Source organism: Runella zeae DSM 19591 (assembly GCF_000423565.1).
In the GTDB taxonomy this organism is placed as follows: domain Bacteria; phylum Bacteroidota; class Bacteroidia; order Cytophagales; family Spirosomataceae; genus Runella; species Runella zeae.
Genome location: NZ_KE384040.1, coordinates 21,933 through 40,994, shown reverse-complemented (window position 1 = coordinate 40,994; position 19,062 = coordinate 21,933). Strand labels below are relative to the sequence as shown.

The following is a 19,062-nucleotide window of genomic DNA, read 5'->3' as shown; positions in this document are numbered from 1 at the left end:
ACTTTAGCTAAACTTCTTCTTCAAATACTCAATTGAGTGCTTGTAAGCATCAGCCGTCGCTGTTGCGTCGTGCTTAGGATTGCTTGGATTGGCAAAACCATGTACGGCATCGTACATTTTCACGGTTACTTGTTTGCCCGCAGCCTTCATATTTTGCTCAAACTGTTCTACCATTTCGGGGGAAGGAGCTTTGTCTTGTTTGCCAAAAATACCCAATACGTCCACGTTCAACGTCTTGAGTTTTTCTACATCTTGCTCTGGACGACCATAATACATGACACAGCCCACCGCTTGTTTTCCTTCCAACAACGCTGACTGCAACGACAACATTCCGCCAAAACACCAGCCCACACTCGCAATTTTCGCTTTTTTACCTACATGATTCAAAGCTCCTTGCATGATAGACGTCAAACGCTCCTTCGGTACTGACTGCATGATTTTTCCGGCTTCCTGCGGAGTAGTACCCACTTGGCCATCGTACATGTCCAGTGCCAATACGTTGACATTGCCCAAATCATTGTAGTATGTCTCGGCTTCGTGCTTGATATGGTCATTGAGTCCCCACCATTCTTGATACACAAAAAGCCACTTGTCCGACTTTTTGGGAGCTTTAATCAAAAAGCCCGAACCCGTTTTACCGTCGGGCGTCGGAAAGGTAATGGTTTCGCCTTTACCTGCATAATGATACGCTTCAGGTGCCTCATGCATGGCCATAAAATTGGCATCGGCTGCCCAAGTTGCCATGTCATGGGAGGTTTGGCACAATGGAATCGGCGCCTCGACAGGCCGCTGAATGAATGCTTGCAATGCAAACATCGCTCCTAACAAAATCAGTCTTTTCATTGGAAAATGGGATAAGATGAATATAAATGTATTTACATACAATTTTAACCAAAATCCTCCTAAATGGTTTCAAATCACTCAGAAAATTAATAAGCTAAATTATTTTTTTACAAAAACTATAAAAATAGTTTGCAAACTATTTTTATAGTTATACATTTGAGCTATGGAAAAACTAACGAACAAAGAAGAAGAAATTATGCGGGCGCTTTGGAAAGCCGAACGCGCTTTTGTAAAAGACCTTTTACCGTTTTTTACTGACCCACCTTTGCACTACAACACCGTATCGACTATCATTCGTAACCTCGAAGAAAAAGGCTACGTAGGTCACAATACTTACGGAAACACCCACAAATACTTTCCACTTATAAGCAAGGAAAATTATCAGAATCAATTTGTTATCAATAAGTTGGTAGACGAATATTTTGATAATTCCTACAAAAATATGGTATCTTATTTTGCCAAAAATGACAAAGTAAGTGCCGATGAGCTTCGAGAGATATTGCGAATGATTGAAAAAGGCAATTAGCCACAAAACCTAAACTTCTAAACCTCTACTGCTATGCCGTACGCTCTGTTTTTTTATCTCTTAAAAGCCAGTTTGGTTTTAGCGATTTTGACCACTGCTTATGCGTGGTTGGTCAAGAAGGAAACTTTTTTACAAGTGAATCGGTGGCTTTTGTGGCTCAATGTTGCCGCTACGCTGTTGTTGCCGATTGCACCTTTACCCGATTTTGATTGGCTACCTGATGCGCCTGCTCAAGCCGTTGCGAGGGTATTGCCTGCCACTCCTCCGTCTGTCGCTACTGTTCCTCTTTCCGCTTCGGTGCCTTCCACTTCCCCACCCTCTTCTAGTGCGCCTGTCTCACTCTCTACGCGAGAGACTGATTATACGTTTTGGGACTGGCTTATACTTGGATATGCGTTGGTAGTAGGAGGATTGTTGATAAAACTTCTGATACAGATAGGCGTATTATGGAAACTCAAAATTCAGAGTTCGACACGTGCTACAGAATACGACGTTATATTGGTCGAAAATCCTAAAATCAGTTCTCCTTTTTCTTTTTTCAGCTGGATTTTTTTCAATCCTGAACTTTATACCGAAGATGAATGGAATCAGATTTTTACCCACGAATGCGTACATGCTCATCAACGTCACAGTATCGATATGCTCTCGGCAGAGCTTTTGAAGATTGTGTTTTGGTTTAATCCTTTTGCTTGGTGGCATCAAAAACTCGTTCAAGAGACCCTAGAATTTATCACCGACCGCGCCGTGCTTGACAGTGGCATCGAAAAAAAGTCTTATCAGTACCATCTTTTACGAAATACACTAGGCAACGAAACGCCTTCTATCACCAATCATTTCAACCAATCGATGCTCAAAAAAAGAATTCAGATGATGAACAAGCGTAATTCTGCTTGGAATGCCTTTGGAAAATATGGATTGTTTATCTCAGCTATTTGGGTGTGTGCGGCTTTCACCAAACCTTATCAGGAAATAGTAAAAACGAATCTAATAAAAAAAATGCCTGAACTTCAACCCGTTTTTCAGGTCTCAACCACCATTCCCAAAGAAAATTTACGAGATTTTGAATGGAAAAGCCCCGCTCCTATCACCCACTTAGACTCTAATTCAATATCTACTCAGCCCAAATTTGTTTCTACTTCACAACCTGTCACCTCTACTAAATACTTGATTTATAGAGATAGCACAGTCTATTGGCTAGTTACTTCAAAATCAAAACTTTCGGATCTAAATGCTATTCAGCAAGAGCTTAATAAATATGGACTCGAATTTGAAACTACTGAATTTAAGCTTGATCCGCTACGGTTGTTTAACCAACGTATCGGAGTGATATGTCTGAAAAAAGGCTCAGGAAGTACCTCCTCTGCCATTGGGGACGCCGAGTTGTTCATACCTTGTCAATCCATTTCGGGTTTTGCGACGATTGATAAAAAGGGCATAATGGGAATTAGTGAGCTAGAGCCTTCTTTACCCGAATTCAAAAAACTGGCCGAGGACGATTACCGCGCATCTCTTGAGGATTTACGCGCCCGTCACCTCGACTACCTTGTTATCGAAACAGACAGAAAAGTAGGAGGAAGAGGTTCTCGTGATTATTCCAAAGCATCTTTGGAGTATTTGAGAGCTCAAAATAAAACTTCTACTAGCATCCATTTATCAAGTGACAATTATATCAGGATTGGAGAAGAGTACCGTAGCAACATAGTGTATTTGAATGGCAGGGTTTCGAGCATTGAAGAGATTGAAAAAATCTCAGTTCAAGATCTTTACTTAGCCCGCTTCAAGGATGCCTTCAGAGACAAGAAAGCCAATATTCTAATCTTTATTTACCACTAAAGCCATGAAACCTCTCATCAATCCCGAACACTTTGCTTTTACGAATCATTTCAACCAATCGATGCTTATCAATAGAATTCAGATGATGAACAAAAACGCCGTTACTTGGAAAACAGCGTTACAATATCTCTTATTCGCAGTGGCAATAGGTTTAGTTTTTTCTTTTTCCAAACCTTCTCTTGCAATTGATGAGGCTGAAAAATCAAAGTATTTGCATCAAAACCAAAACGAGCTTGAATGGGTGATTACGCCTAAAATTTCTTTGGGTGATTTAGCCATTATTCAGCAAGCATTGAAAAAGCAGGATATTGATTTTAAGGTTTCAAAATACGTCTTAGACAATTCTCAAAACTTCATCAAACAAATTGAAACTTATCAAATTGGCAAAGGCTACAATTATGTACATACCCATGGCAATGAAAGTCATAAACTCCCTTTTAAATCTAAATTTTATAAGTACAACCCTCATACAAATCAGCTTTCATCTTCTCTCAAACCTTCCTCCTCTACTTTAGAAAAGATAGCGAAAGAAGATGAAGCAAGTGCCAAGGAAGTCTTCTCTAGCCGAATTTTGCAATACGAAATTTCTGAGCTAAAAATAAAGCACGGCATGTCGTGGGATAAGTTGCTTTACATGTCAACTAATAGCTTTACTCAAAATCCCTTTGAAGGAATTGAGGGGACACCTACGTATAAAATTAATACGCCTGCTAATGAAGTTTTGAAAAAAGCATTAGAAAATAGAGGCGCTATTTTTAGAAAAAATGGTTTTCCCGTTTCTTATGAGTATGTCAGCAAACTACTCCCCAATCAAATCAAAGAGTTTGTATCTTTTGTAATCTATGATACTAAAAATTTATACAAGCCTCAATCATTTGTTCTTATTCATACTTACTAAAGCCACGAAACCTCTCACCAATCCCGCGCACTTCGCATTTACGAATCATTTCAACCAATCGATGCTCAAAAAAAGAGTTCAGATGATGAATCGTCGCCCTTCTTCTTGTAATGCTTGGAGATATTTTACTTTTGGGTTTGTGGCATTTTCAACAATGATGTGCCAGCCTAGCATCCACTCTGAATCTATCACAGATACCCAAAAAGAACTTTGGGAACAAAAAAAATTAGAAGTAGATAACAAAAACGATATTGACATTTTTGTGGATGGATAGCGCATCACTCAAACAGACTTGTCAAAAATCCAAATCGACCACATCTCAAAAATCTACGCTCACAAAAGAGAAGAAGAAATACCTATGATTAAGCTTTCGGCTAATAACGTAAATACGCCTCAAAAAAAATGCTCTTCCCAAAATATCTATCTGATTTGGATTGAAAAAATAAAGTCCAAAAACAAAGACACCTGAGCCTAACCAGACTCAGGTGTACTCTAAACAACCCATTCTCGCAAGATTTTTATAAATAAGCTATGCTAGCACAGCTTCTTCTAAATGACAAATTAATACGGGGATGTGTGTGGCCAATACCATTTTTTTAGACACACTCGGATTGACAATACTCGATAGCCAATCGCGTTTGCGCGTCGACATCACAATCAAATCCGCTTGATTTTCATCCGCATATTTCTGCAACCCTCCTACTACCGATTCATCGTCGATGGTATGAAGTGTGTATTTTTTTTCGCCAAACACTCCTTTGATGTCATTCACAAATTGCTCATCGTCAAACACATTGACCTCAAAAGGTGCATTTACTTTTACCAAATCAAGCTCCGCCTTGAAATGTTCGGCCAGGTTGAAAGCAAACCCTAAGGCATTTTCTTCGGGCCTTTCAAGCTCGGTGGCATATACCATTTTTTTGATAGTAATGGCCTGAGTTTGTGGCGGCAATACCAGCACCGGACAAGTTGCCTTAGAGGCCACTGCCGACGCCACACTTCCCATGATTTTGTCGAGCCAGCCGCCTTTTCCGGTACGTCCCATTACTACCATAAGCGGTTTTTCAGCCTTGATTTCATCCAAAACCACCTCTACCGCACTCCCAAACACCAATTTACTTTTGCAAGCGTAGCCATTGGCTCGGCATTCTTGCGCCCACGATTCTAGTTTTTCACTTTCAATTTTCTCGGTCTGTTCGGTCAATACCATCAATGCATCCGCAGGAAGATTGGGGTCTACCACCGGGGGGTGATACGCATGTACCAAATAGAGTCCTGCGTCATAACGTTCGGCTATTTCTTGGGCTAATTCCAAAGCCTTTTGCGAATTTTCAGAGAAATCGGTCGGAACCAAAATCGTTCTCATTGTTTTTTGAGGTTGGTTGGATGCCATAAAATTGTATAGATAAAAGATGAAATGATATGATAAAAATCAGTAAACTTGGTGATAAATGTCAATCACGTATGTAAACTTTGCGTTAAGCGTTAATTTTCCATAAAAAACTATACCAATGACCTCACGTTCTGTATTTTTTCTTCTATGTTTTATGGCAGGTATAACCTGTTTTTCCCAAAAAAATCCAGCAGCACCTGGTTTTGACCAAGCCGGGTCGGATGCCAAAGCGATTCAGATTGCCGACCAAGTCATGGAAAACATGGGCGGACGCAAAAACTGGGACAAAACCCGCTACATCGCTTGGAATTTTTTCGGTAATCGCAAGCTTATCTGGGACAAATGGACGGGCAATGTACGAATCGACAATGTCAACAATGACCAAACTCTCCTTCTCAATATCAACACTGACAAAGGGCGGGTTTTTAAGTATGGCAAAGAACAAACAGCCCCCGACTCTATCACTAAATATATGCGTAGCGGCAAAGGTGCTTGGATCAATGATAGCTACTGGCTAGTGATGCCTTTCAAACTTAAAGATTCGGGCGTGACACTCAAGTATCTGGGAGAAGACAAAACCCAAGACGGCGTAGAAGCAGACCTTCTCCAACTTACTTTCAAAGGCGTAGGCAATACTCCCGACAATAAATACAAGGTTTGGGTAAAGAAAACAAACCCAATGGTATGGCAATGGGCGTATTTTGCCAAGTATGATGCCGAAAAGCCTAATTTCATTCGCCCTTGGACGGACTACAAAAAACACGGCAAAATCTATCTTTCTGGCGAGCGCGGTGACCGTGACCTAACCGACATCATGGTTTTTGACAAACTTCCCGATAGTATTTTTACCGATTTTGTCCGTCCTGATTTATCCCAATATCCCCAAGCCAAATAGACGATGTTGCTAGCATCCAAAGCCGCTATCGCCAACGGTCAGGGCGGTTTTTCAATCCAGACCTTGCACCTAGATGCGCCTCAAGGCGATGAGGTAATGGTCCAAATCAAAGCAGCGGGCATTTGCCACACTGATTGGGACTCACAATCTTGGGGCAAACCAATCGTAATGGGACACGAAGGAGCGGGTATCGTGACGCACGTGGGGCCGCAAGTTACCCAAGTGCAAGTAGGTGATGCGGTCATGCTCAATTGGGCCATTCCTTGCCATAAATGTTTTCAATGCCAAGAAGGGAACCAACATATTTGTGAAGTCAACTCCCCCGTTACCGCAGGCAACAAAGCCTCAGGAGGCCATGCCACCCTAACTTCAACTCGACTCCAAGACCATCCGATTGAGCGTGCTTTTAGCCTCGGTACTATGTCCGAATACACCTTAGTCCGGGAAACTGCTTGTGTCAAAATCAACGTCGATATGCCTTTTCCATCGGCGGCGATTGTAGGCTGCGGTGTTATGACGGGTTATGGATCGGTGGTCAATGCCGCCAAAGTAAAAACTGGTAGCTCCGTGGTAGTACTTGGCACAGGGGGGGTAGGTTTGAATGTGATTCAGGGCGCTCGCATCGCCGGAGCTGCCAAAATCATCGCCGTCGATATCAATCCTCTACGACTCGAAATGGCCAAAGAATACGGTGCTACCGATATACTTCTGGCCGACAAAAATGATGAAGGACTACTAAAAGCGGCGGCTCAAGTCAAAACCCTGACTTCGGGACGAGGTGCTGACTATGCTTTTGAGTGTACCGCTATTCCTGAGCTAGGCGCTGCACCTCTAGCCATGATTCGAAATGCAGGAGTAGCTTGCCAAGTCAGTGGAATTGAGCAAGAAATCAAAATCGATATGAATCTTTTTGAATGGGACAAAATCTACATCAACCCACTCTATGGCAAAGCCCGCCCCCAAATCGATTTCCCGATTTTGCAGGAGCTGTATGCCAAAGGAGACTTGATATTGGATAAAATGATCACAAAAACGTATCCTCTTGAGGAGCTTGCCACGGCTTTTGCGGATATGCACGCTGGACGCAACGCTAAAGGAGTCATTGTGTTTTGATAAAAATTTCCAAATTAGCTCATTCAATACCCACTTGCGTATATTTGCAGCATGAACAATCCCCAAGCCAACAATCCTCTCCACGGCGTCACCCTCGAAATGATGCTCAATCACCTCGTAGCTCACTACGGTTGGGAGGTGATGAGCGAATATGTCAATATCCGATGCTTCCAGTATGATCCAAGCATCAAATCAAGTTTGAAGTTTTTGCGTAAAACCCCTTGGGCCCGCGAAAAAGTAGAGCGGCTTTACCTTATGAGTTTGAATGATTAAAGAAATGCACCCATTCGCTCACAAGTCTTTGTCTTGCTCCTCAATCGTAGCCTTCAATTTTTGAAGTGCTACTTGGCGTTCGGGGGTAGTTTCGGGATACGACATATCTAGCTTTTGAAGTTCGGAAATCAAAATTTGTCCTACTAGCAGTCTCATATTTTTCTTATCATCGGCGGGCACCACATACCACGGCGCTTTTTCGGTAGCAGTGGCGTTGATAGCTTCTTCGTACGCATCCATGTATTGATGCCAAAACCCCCTTTCTTTGACATCTCCCTCTTCAAACTTCCAATTTTTAGAAGGGTCGGCAATACGCTCAATCAGTCTTTCGCCTTGCTCTTTTTGTGAGATATTCAAAAAAATCTTCACCGTACGAATCCCATTTCGGTAAAGGTACTTCTCAAAATGAGCAATATCGTCGTAGCGATGTTTCCATACTTTATCCAAGTCTTTGGTAAGCTCTGAGGGAAGTTTTTGGGATTTCAATAAAATTTCGGGATGAACTTTTACCACCAATACTTCTTCATAATGACTCCTATTGAATATGGTGATATTGCCTCTCTCAGGCAAATATATCAGATGACGCCACAAAAAATCATGGTCAAGTTCGAGTTCGGAAGGCCGTTTAAAAGATTGAATCTTTACGCCAATCGGATTTACTCCCGATAGTACGTGCTTGATAGTCCCGTCTTTGCCAGCGGCATCCATGGCCTGAAAAATCACCAACAATCCATATCGGCTATGGGCATACATGCGACTTTGGAGCTCGTCCATTGTAGTACGAAAATCTTTCAATTTAGCCTCATAATCAGCCTTATCTTCGTATAAATCATCAATTTTAGAAACTGCTTTTTTGATACTAAACTTTTGATTCCCGTCAAAACGAAAGTCGTTGACATTGATTTTTTTTGTCATGGTTTGTTATTTTTTATTCACCCAAAGGCTACAATTCATTTACGAAAATCAAAAATAGAAATATTACACATAGATTAGCTTTTGCTGAACTTTTAGCCGTGATTCTTTTTTACCCATACGAATCCTCTCTTTATTTTTCTATGCGCCTCACTTACTTAAAGCTCATTGCCACAGTGTTTTTTTGGGGTACCAACTTTGCCGCTGGCAAAATCGCCCTTCAATCATTAGGTCCTTATTCGATTTCTTGCTTGCGCTTCGTTTTAGCTTCTTTGTTATTGATGACATTTTTGTATCGTACCAACGGCAAATTCCCAAACCTTACCAAAAGCCAATGGGGCTTGGTATTGATCGCCGCTTTTACTGGGGTATTTCTCTACAATGTCTTCTTTTTTTCGGGAATGCAATACATGAGTACCGTCCGGGCTTCATTAGTAATTGCTTTTGTACCCGTCAGTGTAACGCTCGGAAGTTGGTTGTTTTTAAAAGAGCAAGTATCATTTGTCAAATGGACGGGTATTGTCTTATCTATTGTGGGTGCTATAGTGGTGCTTACGCGTGGCGATTTTATGGCTTTATTTTCTGACAATACTTGGGGACTAGGAGAGTTGCTTATCATGGGATGTGTCATTAGCTGGACCGTGTACACGCTGGTAGGAAAAATCACTTTGCGCCAAATGCCCGCTCTGACTTTGAGTGCTTATTCGGCCACTTTAGGAGCGCTACTATTGCTAGGCCCCGCCTTACAACACGACCTTATTTCCCAAATCGCCCACAGTAGTTGGCAGTCTTTGACGTCGGTATCGTACATGGCCACTACTGCCACCGCGTTAGGTTTTATCTGGTATTATGAAGCAGTACAACAAATAGGCGCTACCAAGGCCGCCGTAGTAGGCAATCTTACGCCTGTTTTTGCGGCATTGATAGCGGTAAGCTTATTAGGCGAAAAACTTACCTGGAGTACCATTTTAGGAGGTGGTTTGGTGATGCTAGGCGTATGGCTAACCGCCAAAAAATAAACTTATGTTTTATACCTACAAAAACGGCTCGCAAAATGTGCGAGCCGTTTTTGTAGGTATAAGCAACTATATTAAAGCTACTTAGCTGTTTTTTTAGTTTTAGGAGATGCAGCTTGTGGGGCATTCATAGCCATATAATCTACCACCAAATGACTTAGAGACTTCACTCCCAAAGTAAATCCACTCTCATCGATATAAAAATCGGGAGTATGATGAGGGGCTACATCGTATGGACTTTTGCCTTTGGCCATTCCTCCTAAAAAGAAGAAGAAACCCGGGATTTTTTTCTGGAAATAACTAAAATCCTCCGCCCCCGTGGCTACGGGTGTAATGAGTACTTTATCTTTTCCCGCAAGCGCTTCTAAAGTCGGAATCATCTTATCGGTCAGGGCGGGGTCATTGACCGTGGCAGGGTATCCAATGCCTATCTCCACGTCGGCCTTGGCACCTGCACTTTCGGCGATATGGGTCGAAATTTCCTTAATACGACGATGGACCAACGCTTGCTGCTCATCCCCAAAAGTCCTGATAGTGCCAATCATTTCTAATGATTCTGGAATAATATTGTAACGAATACCGCCATGAATAGCCCCCACTGTTACGACAGCAGGATTTTCGGTAATATTGACATTCCGACTTACTATCGTCTGTAGTCCCATCACAATTTGCGAAGCCGTCACAATAGGGTCTACGCCCGACCAAGGATTGGCACCGTGGGTTTGTTTTCCTTTGAGCTTGATTGTCAGTTGGTCCACTGCTGCCATCGTAGCACCTGGCCGATAGCGAATAGTACCTACCTCGGTTTGAGAATTGATGTGTAAACCAAAAATGGCATCTACTTTGGGATTTTCTAACACACCCTCTTCCACCATACGGTTGGCCCCGAAAGTCCCTCCCGTATAGACGCCCTCTTCAGCAGGTTGGAAAATCAATTTTACTGTACCAGCGAGGTCTTTTTTCACCGAAGCCAATACTTCTGCCACCCCCATCAAAATCGCCACATGACTATCGTGCCCACAAGCGTGCATAACGCCCGTTTTTTGATTATTAAATTCAGTAGTTACATTGGATTTAAAAGGAACATCCACACGCTCAGTCACTGGAAGCCCATCCATATCGGCACGTAAGGCCACCACAGGGCCGGGCTTTCCTCCTTTCAAGATACCCACTACGCCCGTTACGGCTATTTTTTCTTGTACTTCATAGCCTAATTTTTTCAGATGCTCGGCCACAATACCCGCTGTTCTGAATTCTTGATTCCCCAACTCGGGATGCTCATGCAAATCGCGCCGCCACGCAATTACTTTGCTTTCGATTGCATCGGCGGCTTGGTTTATGACTGGCTTGAGGCCGCTTTGGGCGTGAGCTTGCCCCAGTGCTGTAGCCAGTAAAGCGCTAAAAAGAAGTGTTTTTTTCATCAAGTTTTTAGTTTGGATCAAGAAAATTTTCAAGCAATTTATAAAAAAACGAGCTGCTAAGTTCGATATTCGCAGTTTAAACTAAGTAAGTAATGCAAAAACTTCTTTTCATAGACCGCGACGGGACCATTATCGTCGAACCTCCCATTGATTTTCAAGTAGATTCATTAGAAAAACTGGCTTTTTTACCCAAAGCTATTTCTAATTTACGACGCCTTGCCGAAGATACCGACTATGGTTTTGTGATGGTGACCAACCAAGACGGGCTAGGTACTGATTCTTTCCCAGAGGATACTTTTTGGCCTGCCCAAAACAAAATGCTCCAGACCCTTGAAGGAGAAGGTGTGGTATTTCAAAATATCCATATCGACCGTAGCTTTCCTCACGAAAATGCCCCTACCCGCAAACCCGGTACAGCCTTATTGACAGAATATTTTAGCGAGGCTTATGATTTGGCCAATAGCTACGTAATAGGTGACCGCCTTACCGATGTTCAGCTTGCCGTCAATCTTGGAGCGAAAGCCATTTTTATTGCTCCCGAATGGCCTGAAAACCTTGCCCCCGAACTCAAAAAAGCAATTACGCTCGTTAGTAACGATTGGGATGAAATCTATGAGCACTTGCGCTTACCTGCCCGCACTGCCTCTGTGGAGCGCAATACCAAAGAAACCCAAATCAAAATAGAACTTAATTTGGACGGTAGCGGAAAATCAGAAATGCAAACTGGGCTTGGTTTTTTCGACCATATGCTCGACCAATTGGCCAAACATTCAGGCGCAGATTTGAAAATATCAGTGGTAGGTGATTTGCATATTGATGAACACCACACTATCGAAGATACCGCCCTAGCGCTAGGAGAAGCTTATCGTAAAGCATTGGGCGACAAGCGCGGTATCAGTAGATATGGTTTTTTGCTTCCGATGGACGAAGCCTTGGCGCAAGTCGCTATTGACTTTTCGGGACGCCCGTGGCTAGTATGGGAGGCGGATTTCAAACGCGAAAAAATCGGCGAAATGCCTACCGAAATGTTTTATCATTTTTTCAAATCTTTTTCTGATACTGCTCAATGCAACCTCAACATCAAATGTGAAGGTAGCAATGAACACCATAAAATTGAGGCGATTTTTAAGGGTTGGGCCAAAGCCATAAAGATGGCAGTAAAACGCGACCTAAAGGCACTGGATGTGTTGCCTTCTACCAAAGGAGTGCTTTAGAGTGATAAGAATCAGTAGAGAAATTCTTAAAAAAACAAGGATTAAACTTGTATCTAACCTCCTCCCCTTATTACTTTTGTACAGTTTGTAAAAGGTTTCACAAAATCAAAAATTAATATAATGGACTTAAGAACTATTGGTACTCTTATATTTTACGCTACATTGCTTGGACTAGCATTTTGGGTAGGAAGCCTCTTAGAAAGTCAAGAGCGTAACTACAAAAAATTCTTCAAAGACTAAGCCCAGTGTTCAATCCATAAGAAAGCGAGCTGGTAGATAATACTAATAGCTCGCTTTTTTTATATACTATCATCAAAATCACATCGTAATTTCGAGCATTATCATAATTATGGACATCAAAGGAAGAGTAATTCAACTACTGGCCTTACAGACAGGAGAAGGCAAAAACGGCGCATGGAAAAAACAGGATTTTGTTATTGAAACCGAAGGACAATACCCTAAAAAAGTATGTATCTCTGCTTGGGGAGACAAAATCAACGAAAGTGCGCTACAGATTGGCAATGACGTCAATGTCTCTTTTGACATCGAAAGCCGTGAGTACAATGGTCGCTGGTACACCGACGTAAAAGCGTGGAAAATTGAGTCCCTAAGTGCGTCCTCTGTTGAGGCAGCGCCTACGGCTTCCACCTCATCACGCCCAACCACCGAACTACCCACCACTTTTAAAAGTGACGACGAAGATAGCTTGCCTTTTTAAAGATAAGCAGTTTTGACTTCTCTGAAGTCCTTGGTGTGAAACTGAGACCCTCGTTCTACAAAGGTGGGAGCTTCTCCAAAGCTATTTTCAAAACAGCAGTTTTGCCTCAGAGAGGCACAAGGTTTGTAGATCATAAATCTCCACAAAAACCAAGGACTTCGGAAAAGTCACACCTAGGTAATGTAGCTAGCTTTTAATGATAAATTGTCATTATATGATAGCTATGCCATTGCCAATCTTGCGATGACTCGTGTGTCTCAATTATCATCCTCGTCGGTTATCATTTTTAAATAAACCCCATTGGTCCACCCAAAACCGTCTTGATTGGGGTATTCGCCTCCTTGTGCCGATTTCTCTTGCCCTTCCACGTTATACTTCTCCATCATCTTCCCTACTGTGGCATAGCGTATTTCGTTGTTTTGACACCAGCGGTGTTTTATCTCTTTTGCAAGTGTTCTAAAACCGTAATTTTTAAGCCCTCTATAAGCTATCCATTGAAGTGGTGCCCAACCGTTGGGAGCATCCCATTGTTGATGCGTGGTTTGTAAGGTAGTTAGTAGTCCACCTTTTCTTAAAAATCCCTTTTCTAATACCTCGGCTACTTGAGTCGCTTGGACTTGCGAGGCAATTCCAAAAAACAACGGAAACGCCCCCGCTACCGTATGATTGGAGATAATTACCTGCATCTTCCAATCATAATCGGAATAAAATCCATCTACGGCATTCCAACAATACTTCTCGATAGCGCCTTGCCTTTGAGTTGCTTTTTGCTGATAGATAGCCGACAAAAATTGGTTCCCCTTATTCTCGTAAGTTTGTTGAAGACATTTTTCGAGATACCAAAGCAAACAATTCAAGTCTACCGGAATAATATCGGTCGTATGAATAGTCGTCATATTTTGGCCATCTTTAAACCAACGACTACTAAAATCCCAGCCCGATTCTGCCGCTGCTCGTACATGCCGGTATACGTCTTCCGGTTTTTGGTTTTTGATTTGTTGTGCCAACGCCACATCTTCTTTATAAGCTTCGGGCCGAGGGAGGGGTACATCATCCCAGTAGCGGTTGAGTACACTGCCGTCAGGGAGCATTACGGTTCTGGCCTGTGCACTTAGATAATCATATTGTAATGAAAGCTCTTCTCTTCCTTTCATCCAAAAGCCATACTCTTTTTCTAATTGGGGTAAGTATTGTTGCCACACCTCCTCGCCTTTGTGCCTTGCCAAAAGCTGTACCATAAGGGCAAAAAAAGGAGGTTGCGAACGCCCAAGATAATAAGTACGGTTGCCATTGGGGATAAAACCAATGCTATCAATCAGATGTGCAAAGTTATTGACCATGCTTTCGATGAGCGCATACTGACCCGACACCTCCAATCCCAGCATAGTAAAGTACGAATCCCAATAATAAATTTCTCTAAACCTTCCTCCCGGCACCACATAATCGTAAGGAAGGGCAATCAATGTTCCTTGGGCGGTGGCGGGCGAACGTGCCAAGATGAGCCATAAGTCTTCCAAATGTAATCGTAGTGGCTTGGAAGGGTCGCTTTGATAATCAGCCGTTTGCGCTGTTGGTATTACAAAAAACGTTTCTACAAAAGATTTTAAATCAAAACCTGATTCTTGTTTTTGCCGATGATACGCTTCTAAAATCTCCGCAATAGTACCTTTAGCAATGGCGTCCGTAAAAGTCTTTGAATCAGAGAATATCCCACTTTGTTGGATTTCCTCATACAAACACTGAAAATCTTCCATGAGCATAAAACCGGAGTTACGTGCTTCTGACAAAGTCATGGGAGTAAATTTTAGATACGAAGATTAGTTTAGGAAATCGACGAATAGTCATAAAGTCGAATTAATGTCCGCCCATTGATTCAATTTGAATGGTGGTATTTTTTCCTTGCAATCGACTGAAGAAATAAAGCGCAACAATCAAAAGACCAATCGGAACAAGCGAGAAATAAAAGGCTGTTTGCCCCCCATAATGCTCAAAAATATAGCCCGTAATCAGCGAGCCGGTAGTTCCGCCCAAAGCTGAGAAAATCACAATCAAACCCGACATAAGGCCGTGTTGGCGTACAGGAAGTGAACTAAGAATCAGCGAGTTGATAGCAGGATAGATAGGAGCTAAAAAAAGTCCGATTATGGGAAAAATAAAAGCGGCCAAAGGCGCATTTCCCCAACCTGTCACCTGACTCGTATCGATGTTTTGGGCCAAAGGCAGAGCCACCAATACCAGCCCCGCAGACACTAGCAAGCAACCCACCAATACAATTAACCAATTGAGTTTTTTGAGAAGAACCCCCGCCAAAAACCGCCCCACAGCCGTCGCAATCGCCAATAGACTCGCCATCTGAATGCTCAACGCCGCTGGCAAATGCAGTACTTTGTTGTTGAAGGTAGGCAACCAACTCATGATACTTTGCTCAATCAAAACATACGTGAAAGCACATATCACAAAAACCAATACCAGCGGTAGCACCACCAACCGAAACATTTCCACAAAGTCATTTAGAAAAGGCTTGCTTTCTTCGGTTTTGAGCGAAGATTCATCAAAAGAAGTAGTAAGAAGTAGGGTAAAGGCAATGAGTGATATTCCACCTAAGATGTAATATACATTGAGCCAGGCCGTAGGCGAGCTTTCGTCGATAAAACCACTAAAAATAAAATAACCTGCCAAGATGCCAATCATAAAGAAAGACTCAATGAAATTCATGAGACTGATGTGTTCTTTCTTGTCGGCAGTTACCAGACCAATCGTCCCATAAACCGAGACTTTGATCAAAGCAAATCCCGCCCCTGCCACTGCAAATAGCACTTTAGTCATACCAAAAGAATGAATCGTGGGCATCAACAAACACACCAAGGCATTGAATCCTAATGCAATCAGCATGGCATTTTTGTAACCAAGGCGATGAATATAGGAAGCTACCAAAAACGACACTGCCGCAATACTCAAATCTTTGAAAGCCTCTAATACCGAAGCCGAAGTCTCCGATACATTGTAGGTATGTTGGACTTGCAAAATCACCGTACCGACGCTGTTGAGCAAAATCGCAAAAACGAAATAATTGAGGAATATCGAAAGCTTTACTTTCCAGTAAGATGGCATAGCATTAAAAATATAGATAAGGCAGGAATAAAAAACTAAAAAAATGAAGCGGGAATAACACCCGCTCCTTAAACATCATAGGTTGTGAGATAAAGCCAATTTTTAAAGTATTCATGGCAAAGTTCAAATTTTTCTTAAGAAAAAAATAAACTCCTATTGCTCAATTTTTATCCTGTATTAAGATTTTTATCCCTATTTTTGGGTTAATCATCTTAACACAGGCGATGAAAACCGAATTTGAAGTCATCCGTCCCGATGAAGGGAGCTCTTTTCGCATTTTACACAACATCGTATTGCCCGAACTTTTTCGGTGGCAATTTCACTACCATCCCGAATACGAGATCGTGTGTGTATATCAGGGCTCAGGCCGGCGCCACGTGGGAACGCATTTGAGCTACTACGAAGACGGTGATTTGGTTTTTATCGGTCCCAACGTCCCCCACTCTGGTTTTGGACAAGAAGCCGTTGGCCCCCACGAAGAAATCGTGGTGCAACTCAAAGAAAATTTTTGGGGAGATGATTTTTTGGAAATGCCCGAAATGAACGCTATCAAACGCCTTTTTGAGCGGTCACACCAAGGCATCTGTTTTTATGGAGATACCAAAGCACAAATCAAAAAAAGGCTCAAAAAACTGCTAGAGTTACCTCCTTTTGAGCGTTTTATGGAGCTTGTCAATATCCTACATGTATTGGCCAATACTTCCGAATGCTACTTTCTCAATGCCGAAGGGCTCAAACTCGAAGTAAGCCAACGCGACGAAGTACGCCTCAATCGGGTTTTGAAATATGTTCAAGAAAATTACCACAAACCTATTGACATCCAAGAAATAGCCTCGCTTTCGCACCTTACCGTTCCTTCGTTTTGTCATTATTTCAAAAAAATGATGAACCTGACTTTTACGGAATTTGTGAATCAGTACCGTGTCAACCAAGCCACCCGGCTATTGGCTAGCAATCGCAGCATCACCGATATTGCCTACGAATGCGGTTTTGGCAATGTGGCCTATTTTAATCGTGTTTTCAAATCCCACAAACAACAAAGCCCTTCGACATTCCGAAAGGCTTTGAGAATAAACTAATACTTAAAAAACACCTATCTTTTGGTGGTATAGTTAGGCGCTTCTTTTGCAATCTGAATATCGTGAGGGTGGCTCTCGCGCATACCAGCCGCGCTGATTCTGACAAACTGCGCTTTTTGTAGCTGCTCAATATCAGGTGCTCCACAATAGCCCATACCTGCCTTAAGTCCACCTACCAATTGATAAAGCACCTCAGCTACTTTGCCTTTGTAAGGTACCCGTCCTACGATTCCTTCGGGAACGAGCTTTTTGATATCATCTTCAGCATCTTGGAAATAGCGGTCTTTAGAGCCATCTTCCATTGCCTCTACCGAACCCATACCGCGATACGATTTGAAGCGGCGCCCTTCATAAAGGATCTCTTCTCCGGGAGCTTCGTCGGTACCCGCCAAAAGCGAACCAATCATCACGGTGCTTGCACCGCCAGCAATCGCCTTCACTACATCACCAGAGTACCGAATACCACCATCTGCTATGACGGGTACTCCGCTGCCCTCTATGGCTTTAGCAGATTCATACACTGCCGAAAGCTGCGGCATCCCAATTCCCGCAATGATACGAGTCGTACAGATACTACCTGGCCCTACGCCTACTTTTACGGCATCGGCACCGGCTTCTACCAGAGCTTTGGCGGCCTCACCGGTAGCGATATTACCCACGATCACATCCAACTGCGGAAACTGATTCTTTACGCCTTTGAGGGCATCTATTACTCCACGCGAGTGGCCATGCGCTGTATCGATACTTACTACATCTACACCTGCTTTGAGAAGAGCCTCCACCCGACGAATAAGGTCTGGCGTAACACCCACTGCGGCACCCACTCTTAGACGACCAATTGAGTCTTTGCAAGCATTGGGGCGGTCTTTGCGCTTGATAATATCTCGGTAAGTCACCAAGCCTACGAGCTTGTAAGCACTATCCACAATCGGCAATTTTTCTATTTTGTATTCCTGCAAAATGCTTTCGGCTTCCTCCAAATTGATTCCTTCCCTAGCGGTAATGAGATTATCTTTGGTCATGATATCAACCACTGGCTTTGTCAAATCTTTCTGAAAACGCAAGTCGCGGTTAGTGACAATTCCGATCAATTGACTATTAGCATCGACTACCGGAATTCCCCCAATTTTAAATTCGGACATAATCCGGTGGGCATCGCGAAGGGTAGCGTCTTGATTGAGCGTAATAGGATCCACAATCATTCCACTTTCTGAGCGTTTTACTTTCCTAACTTGCGCAGCCTGGTCTTCTACACTCATGTTTTTGTGAATCATCCCAATCCCTCCCTCTTGTGCCATTGCGATGGCGAGTTCGTACTCAGTAACGGTATCCATGGCTGCCGACACCAATGGAACGTTCAAACGGATGTTGCGTGTAAGCTGGGCTTGCGTGTTGGTATCGCGCGGTAAAACTTCAGAATAAGCGGGGACGAGCAGTACGTCGTCGTAAGTGAGAGCCTCGTAGAGGAATTTGGATGTGTCTGAGAACATAGCAAATGAACGATTCGTTATTTGCCGCGTAAAATTACGGTAAATTTTTGTGATGTTAAAATCTTGATGGTTTTTAACGGAAAAATAATCTTGGTTTCGTTTCCCTCTTTTTTCCCGTACCTTTGTGAACTTTTTAGAAAAAGGGAATAAAGAGGCTGTCTCAAAAATCTAGTAGTACCAAATTATCTTCGGCGTCTATTCAACCTCACCCCCTAAATCCCCCTCTCCTTTCAGTAGAGGGGGACTTTTAAAGCCCTTCTCCAGAAAGGAGAAGGGTTGGGATGAGGTTAAAGCCAAAGAATATTTTGTACCCTGTTACTTTTGTGA

18 protein-coding genes are annotated in these 19,062 nt (G+C 42.7%); 11 read left to right on the top strand and 7 right to left on the bottom strand.

All coding sequences use genetic code 11. The features are described 5' to 3' along the window. Positions 1-3 precede the first annotated feature (3 nt). A complete protein-coding gene (locus tag G563_RS0126155; protein WP_028667935.1) occupies positions 4-843 on the bottom strand; it encodes a dienelactone hydrolase family protein in 840 nt (279 codons plus the stop codon). 163 nt (positions 844-1,006) lie between these two features. On the opposite strand from G563_RS0126155, the gene G563_RS0126150 reads away from it, so the two are divergent. The 4 genes from G563_RS0126150 (at position 1,007) to G563_RS0126135 (ending at position 4,374) form a co-directional block, all read left to right on the top strand. After that, entirely contained in the window at positions 1,007-1,369 is a 363-nt protein-coding gene (locus G563_RS0126150; protein WP_028667934.1) for a BlaI/MecI/CopY family transcriptional regulator, read from the top strand. 33 nt (positions 1,370-1,402) lie between these two features. Continuing rightward, complete coding sequence (locus tag G563_RS37265) at positions 1,403-3,202, top strand: M56 family metallopeptidase (protein ID WP_051211216.1); 1,800 nt, start codon at positions 1,403-1,405, stop codon at positions 3,200-3,202. Between the two features lie 82 nt (positions 3,203-3,284). Beyond that, positions 3,285-4,100 (top strand): hypothetical protein, encoded by an 816-nt coding sequence (locus G563_RS0126140; protein WP_157585617.1) that lies wholly within the window; start codon positions 3,285-3,287, stop codon positions 4,098-4,100. Between the two features lie 61 nt (positions 4,101-4,161). After that, a complete protein-coding gene (locus G563_RS0126135) occupies positions 4,162-4,374 on the top strand; it encodes a hypothetical protein (RefSeq protein WP_028667932.1) in 213 nt (70 codons plus the stop codon). 255 nt (positions 4,375-4,629) lie between these two features. On the opposite strand, the gene G563_RS0126125 is transcribed toward G563_RS0126135, so the two are convergent. Continuing rightward, positions 4,630-5,466 carry a universal stress protein gene (locus G563_RS0126125; protein ID WP_169579813.1) on the bottom strand — a complete coding sequence of 279 codons (837 nt, stop codon included), beginning with the start codon at positions 5,464-5,466 and terminating at the stop codon, positions 4,630-4,632. Positions 5,467-5,611: 145 nt separating this feature from the next. On the opposite strand from G563_RS0126125, the gene G563_RS0126120 reads away from it, so the two are divergent. From G563_RS0126120 to G563_RS0126110, 3 genes are read left to right on the top strand one after another with little or no spacing between them, the layout of a single operon-like run. Beyond that, on the top strand, positions 5,612-6,388 hold the full coding sequence (locus G563_RS0126120; RefSeq protein WP_028667930.1) for a hypothetical protein: 777 nt from the start codon (positions 5,612-5,614) through the stop codon (positions 6,386-6,388). 3 nt (positions 6,389-6,391) lie between these two features. Beyond that, positions 6,392-7,501, top strand: a complete 1,110-nt coding sequence (locus G563_RS0126115) for an alcohol dehydrogenase catalytic domain-containing protein (RefSeq protein ID WP_037328271.1) — start codon at positions 6,392-6,394, stop codon at positions 7,499-7,501. A 51-nt stretch (positions 7,502-7,552) separates the two neighbouring features. Beyond that, entirely contained in the window at positions 7,553-7,774 is a 222-nt protein-coding gene (locus G563_RS0126110) for a VF530 family protein (RefSeq protein ID WP_028667928.1), read from the top strand. Positions 7,775-7,792: 18 nt separating this feature from the next. On the opposite strand, the gene G563_RS0126105 is transcribed toward G563_RS0126110, so the two are convergent. Next, positions 7,793-8,689 (bottom strand): PPK2 family polyphosphate kinase, encoded by an 897-nt coding sequence (locus G563_RS0126105; protein WP_028667927.1) that lies wholly within the window; start codon positions 8,687-8,689, stop codon positions 7,793-7,795. A 98-nt stretch (positions 8,690-8,787) separates the two neighbouring features. Between G563_RS0126105 and G563_RS0126100 the strand changes: the two genes are divergently transcribed. Beyond that, positions 8,788-9,705: a DMT family transporter gene (locus G563_RS0126100; protein WP_169579812.1), complete on the top strand. Its 918-nt coding sequence runs from the start codon at positions 8,788-8,790 to the stop codon at positions 9,703-9,705. Positions 9,706-9,782: 77 nt separating this feature from the next. Here the strand turns inward: G563_RS0126100 and G563_RS35915 are convergent, their stop codons facing one another. After that, complete coding sequence (locus tag G563_RS35915; RefSeq protein ID WP_037328269.1) at positions 9,783-11,123, bottom strand: amidohydrolase; 1,341 nt, start codon at positions 11,121-11,123, stop codon at positions 9,783-9,785. Between the two features lie 92 nt (positions 11,124-11,215). On the opposite strand from G563_RS35915, the gene hisB reads away from it, so the two are divergent. Both hisB and G563_RS0126085 read left to right on the top strand, forming a co-directional pair. Further along, the gene (hisB, locus tag G563_RS0126090; RefSeq protein WP_028667925.1) at positions 11,216-12,337 is read left to right on the top strand and encodes a bifunctional histidinol-phosphatase/imidazoleglycerol-phosphate dehydratase HisB; all 1,122 of its coding nucleotides are present in this window, start codon (positions 11,216-11,218) and stop codon (positions 12,335-12,337) included. Between the two features lie 349 nt (positions 12,338-12,686). Next, positions 12,687-13,055 (top strand): DUF3127 domain-containing protein, encoded by a 369-nt coding sequence (locus G563_RS0126085; protein ID WP_028667924.1) that lies wholly within the window; start codon positions 12,687-12,689, stop codon positions 13,053-13,055. 257 nt (positions 13,056-13,312) lie between these two features. On the opposite strand, the gene treA is transcribed toward G563_RS0126085, so the two are convergent. Both treA and G563_RS0126070 read right to left on the bottom strand, forming a co-directional pair. After that, complete coding sequence (treA, locus tag G563_RS0126075) at positions 13,313-14,848, bottom strand: alpha,alpha-trehalase TreA (protein ID WP_051211214.1); 1,536 nt, start codon at positions 14,846-14,848, stop codon at positions 13,313-13,315. 61 nt (positions 14,849-14,909) lie between these two features. Continuing rightward, positions 14,910-16,166: an MFS transporter gene (locus G563_RS0126070; RefSeq protein WP_028667922.1), complete on the bottom strand. Its 1,257-nt coding sequence runs from the start codon at positions 16,164-16,166 to the stop codon at positions 14,910-14,912. A gap of 224 nt (positions 16,167-16,390) precedes the next feature. Between G563_RS0126070 and G563_RS0126065 the strand changes: the two genes are divergently transcribed. Further along, a complete protein-coding gene (locus G563_RS0126065; protein ID WP_028667921.1) occupies positions 16,391-17,245 on the top strand; it encodes an AraC family transcriptional regulator in 855 nt (284 codons plus the stop codon). A 14-nt stretch (positions 17,246-17,259) separates the two neighbouring features. Here G563_RS0126065 and guaB read toward each other — a convergent pair whose 3' ends face one another. After that, entirely contained in the window at positions 17,260-18,735 is a 1,476-nt protein-coding gene (gene guaB, locus G563_RS0126060; RefSeq protein ID WP_028667920.1) for an IMP dehydrogenase, read from the bottom strand. Positions 18,736-19,062 lie beyond the last annotated feature (327 nt).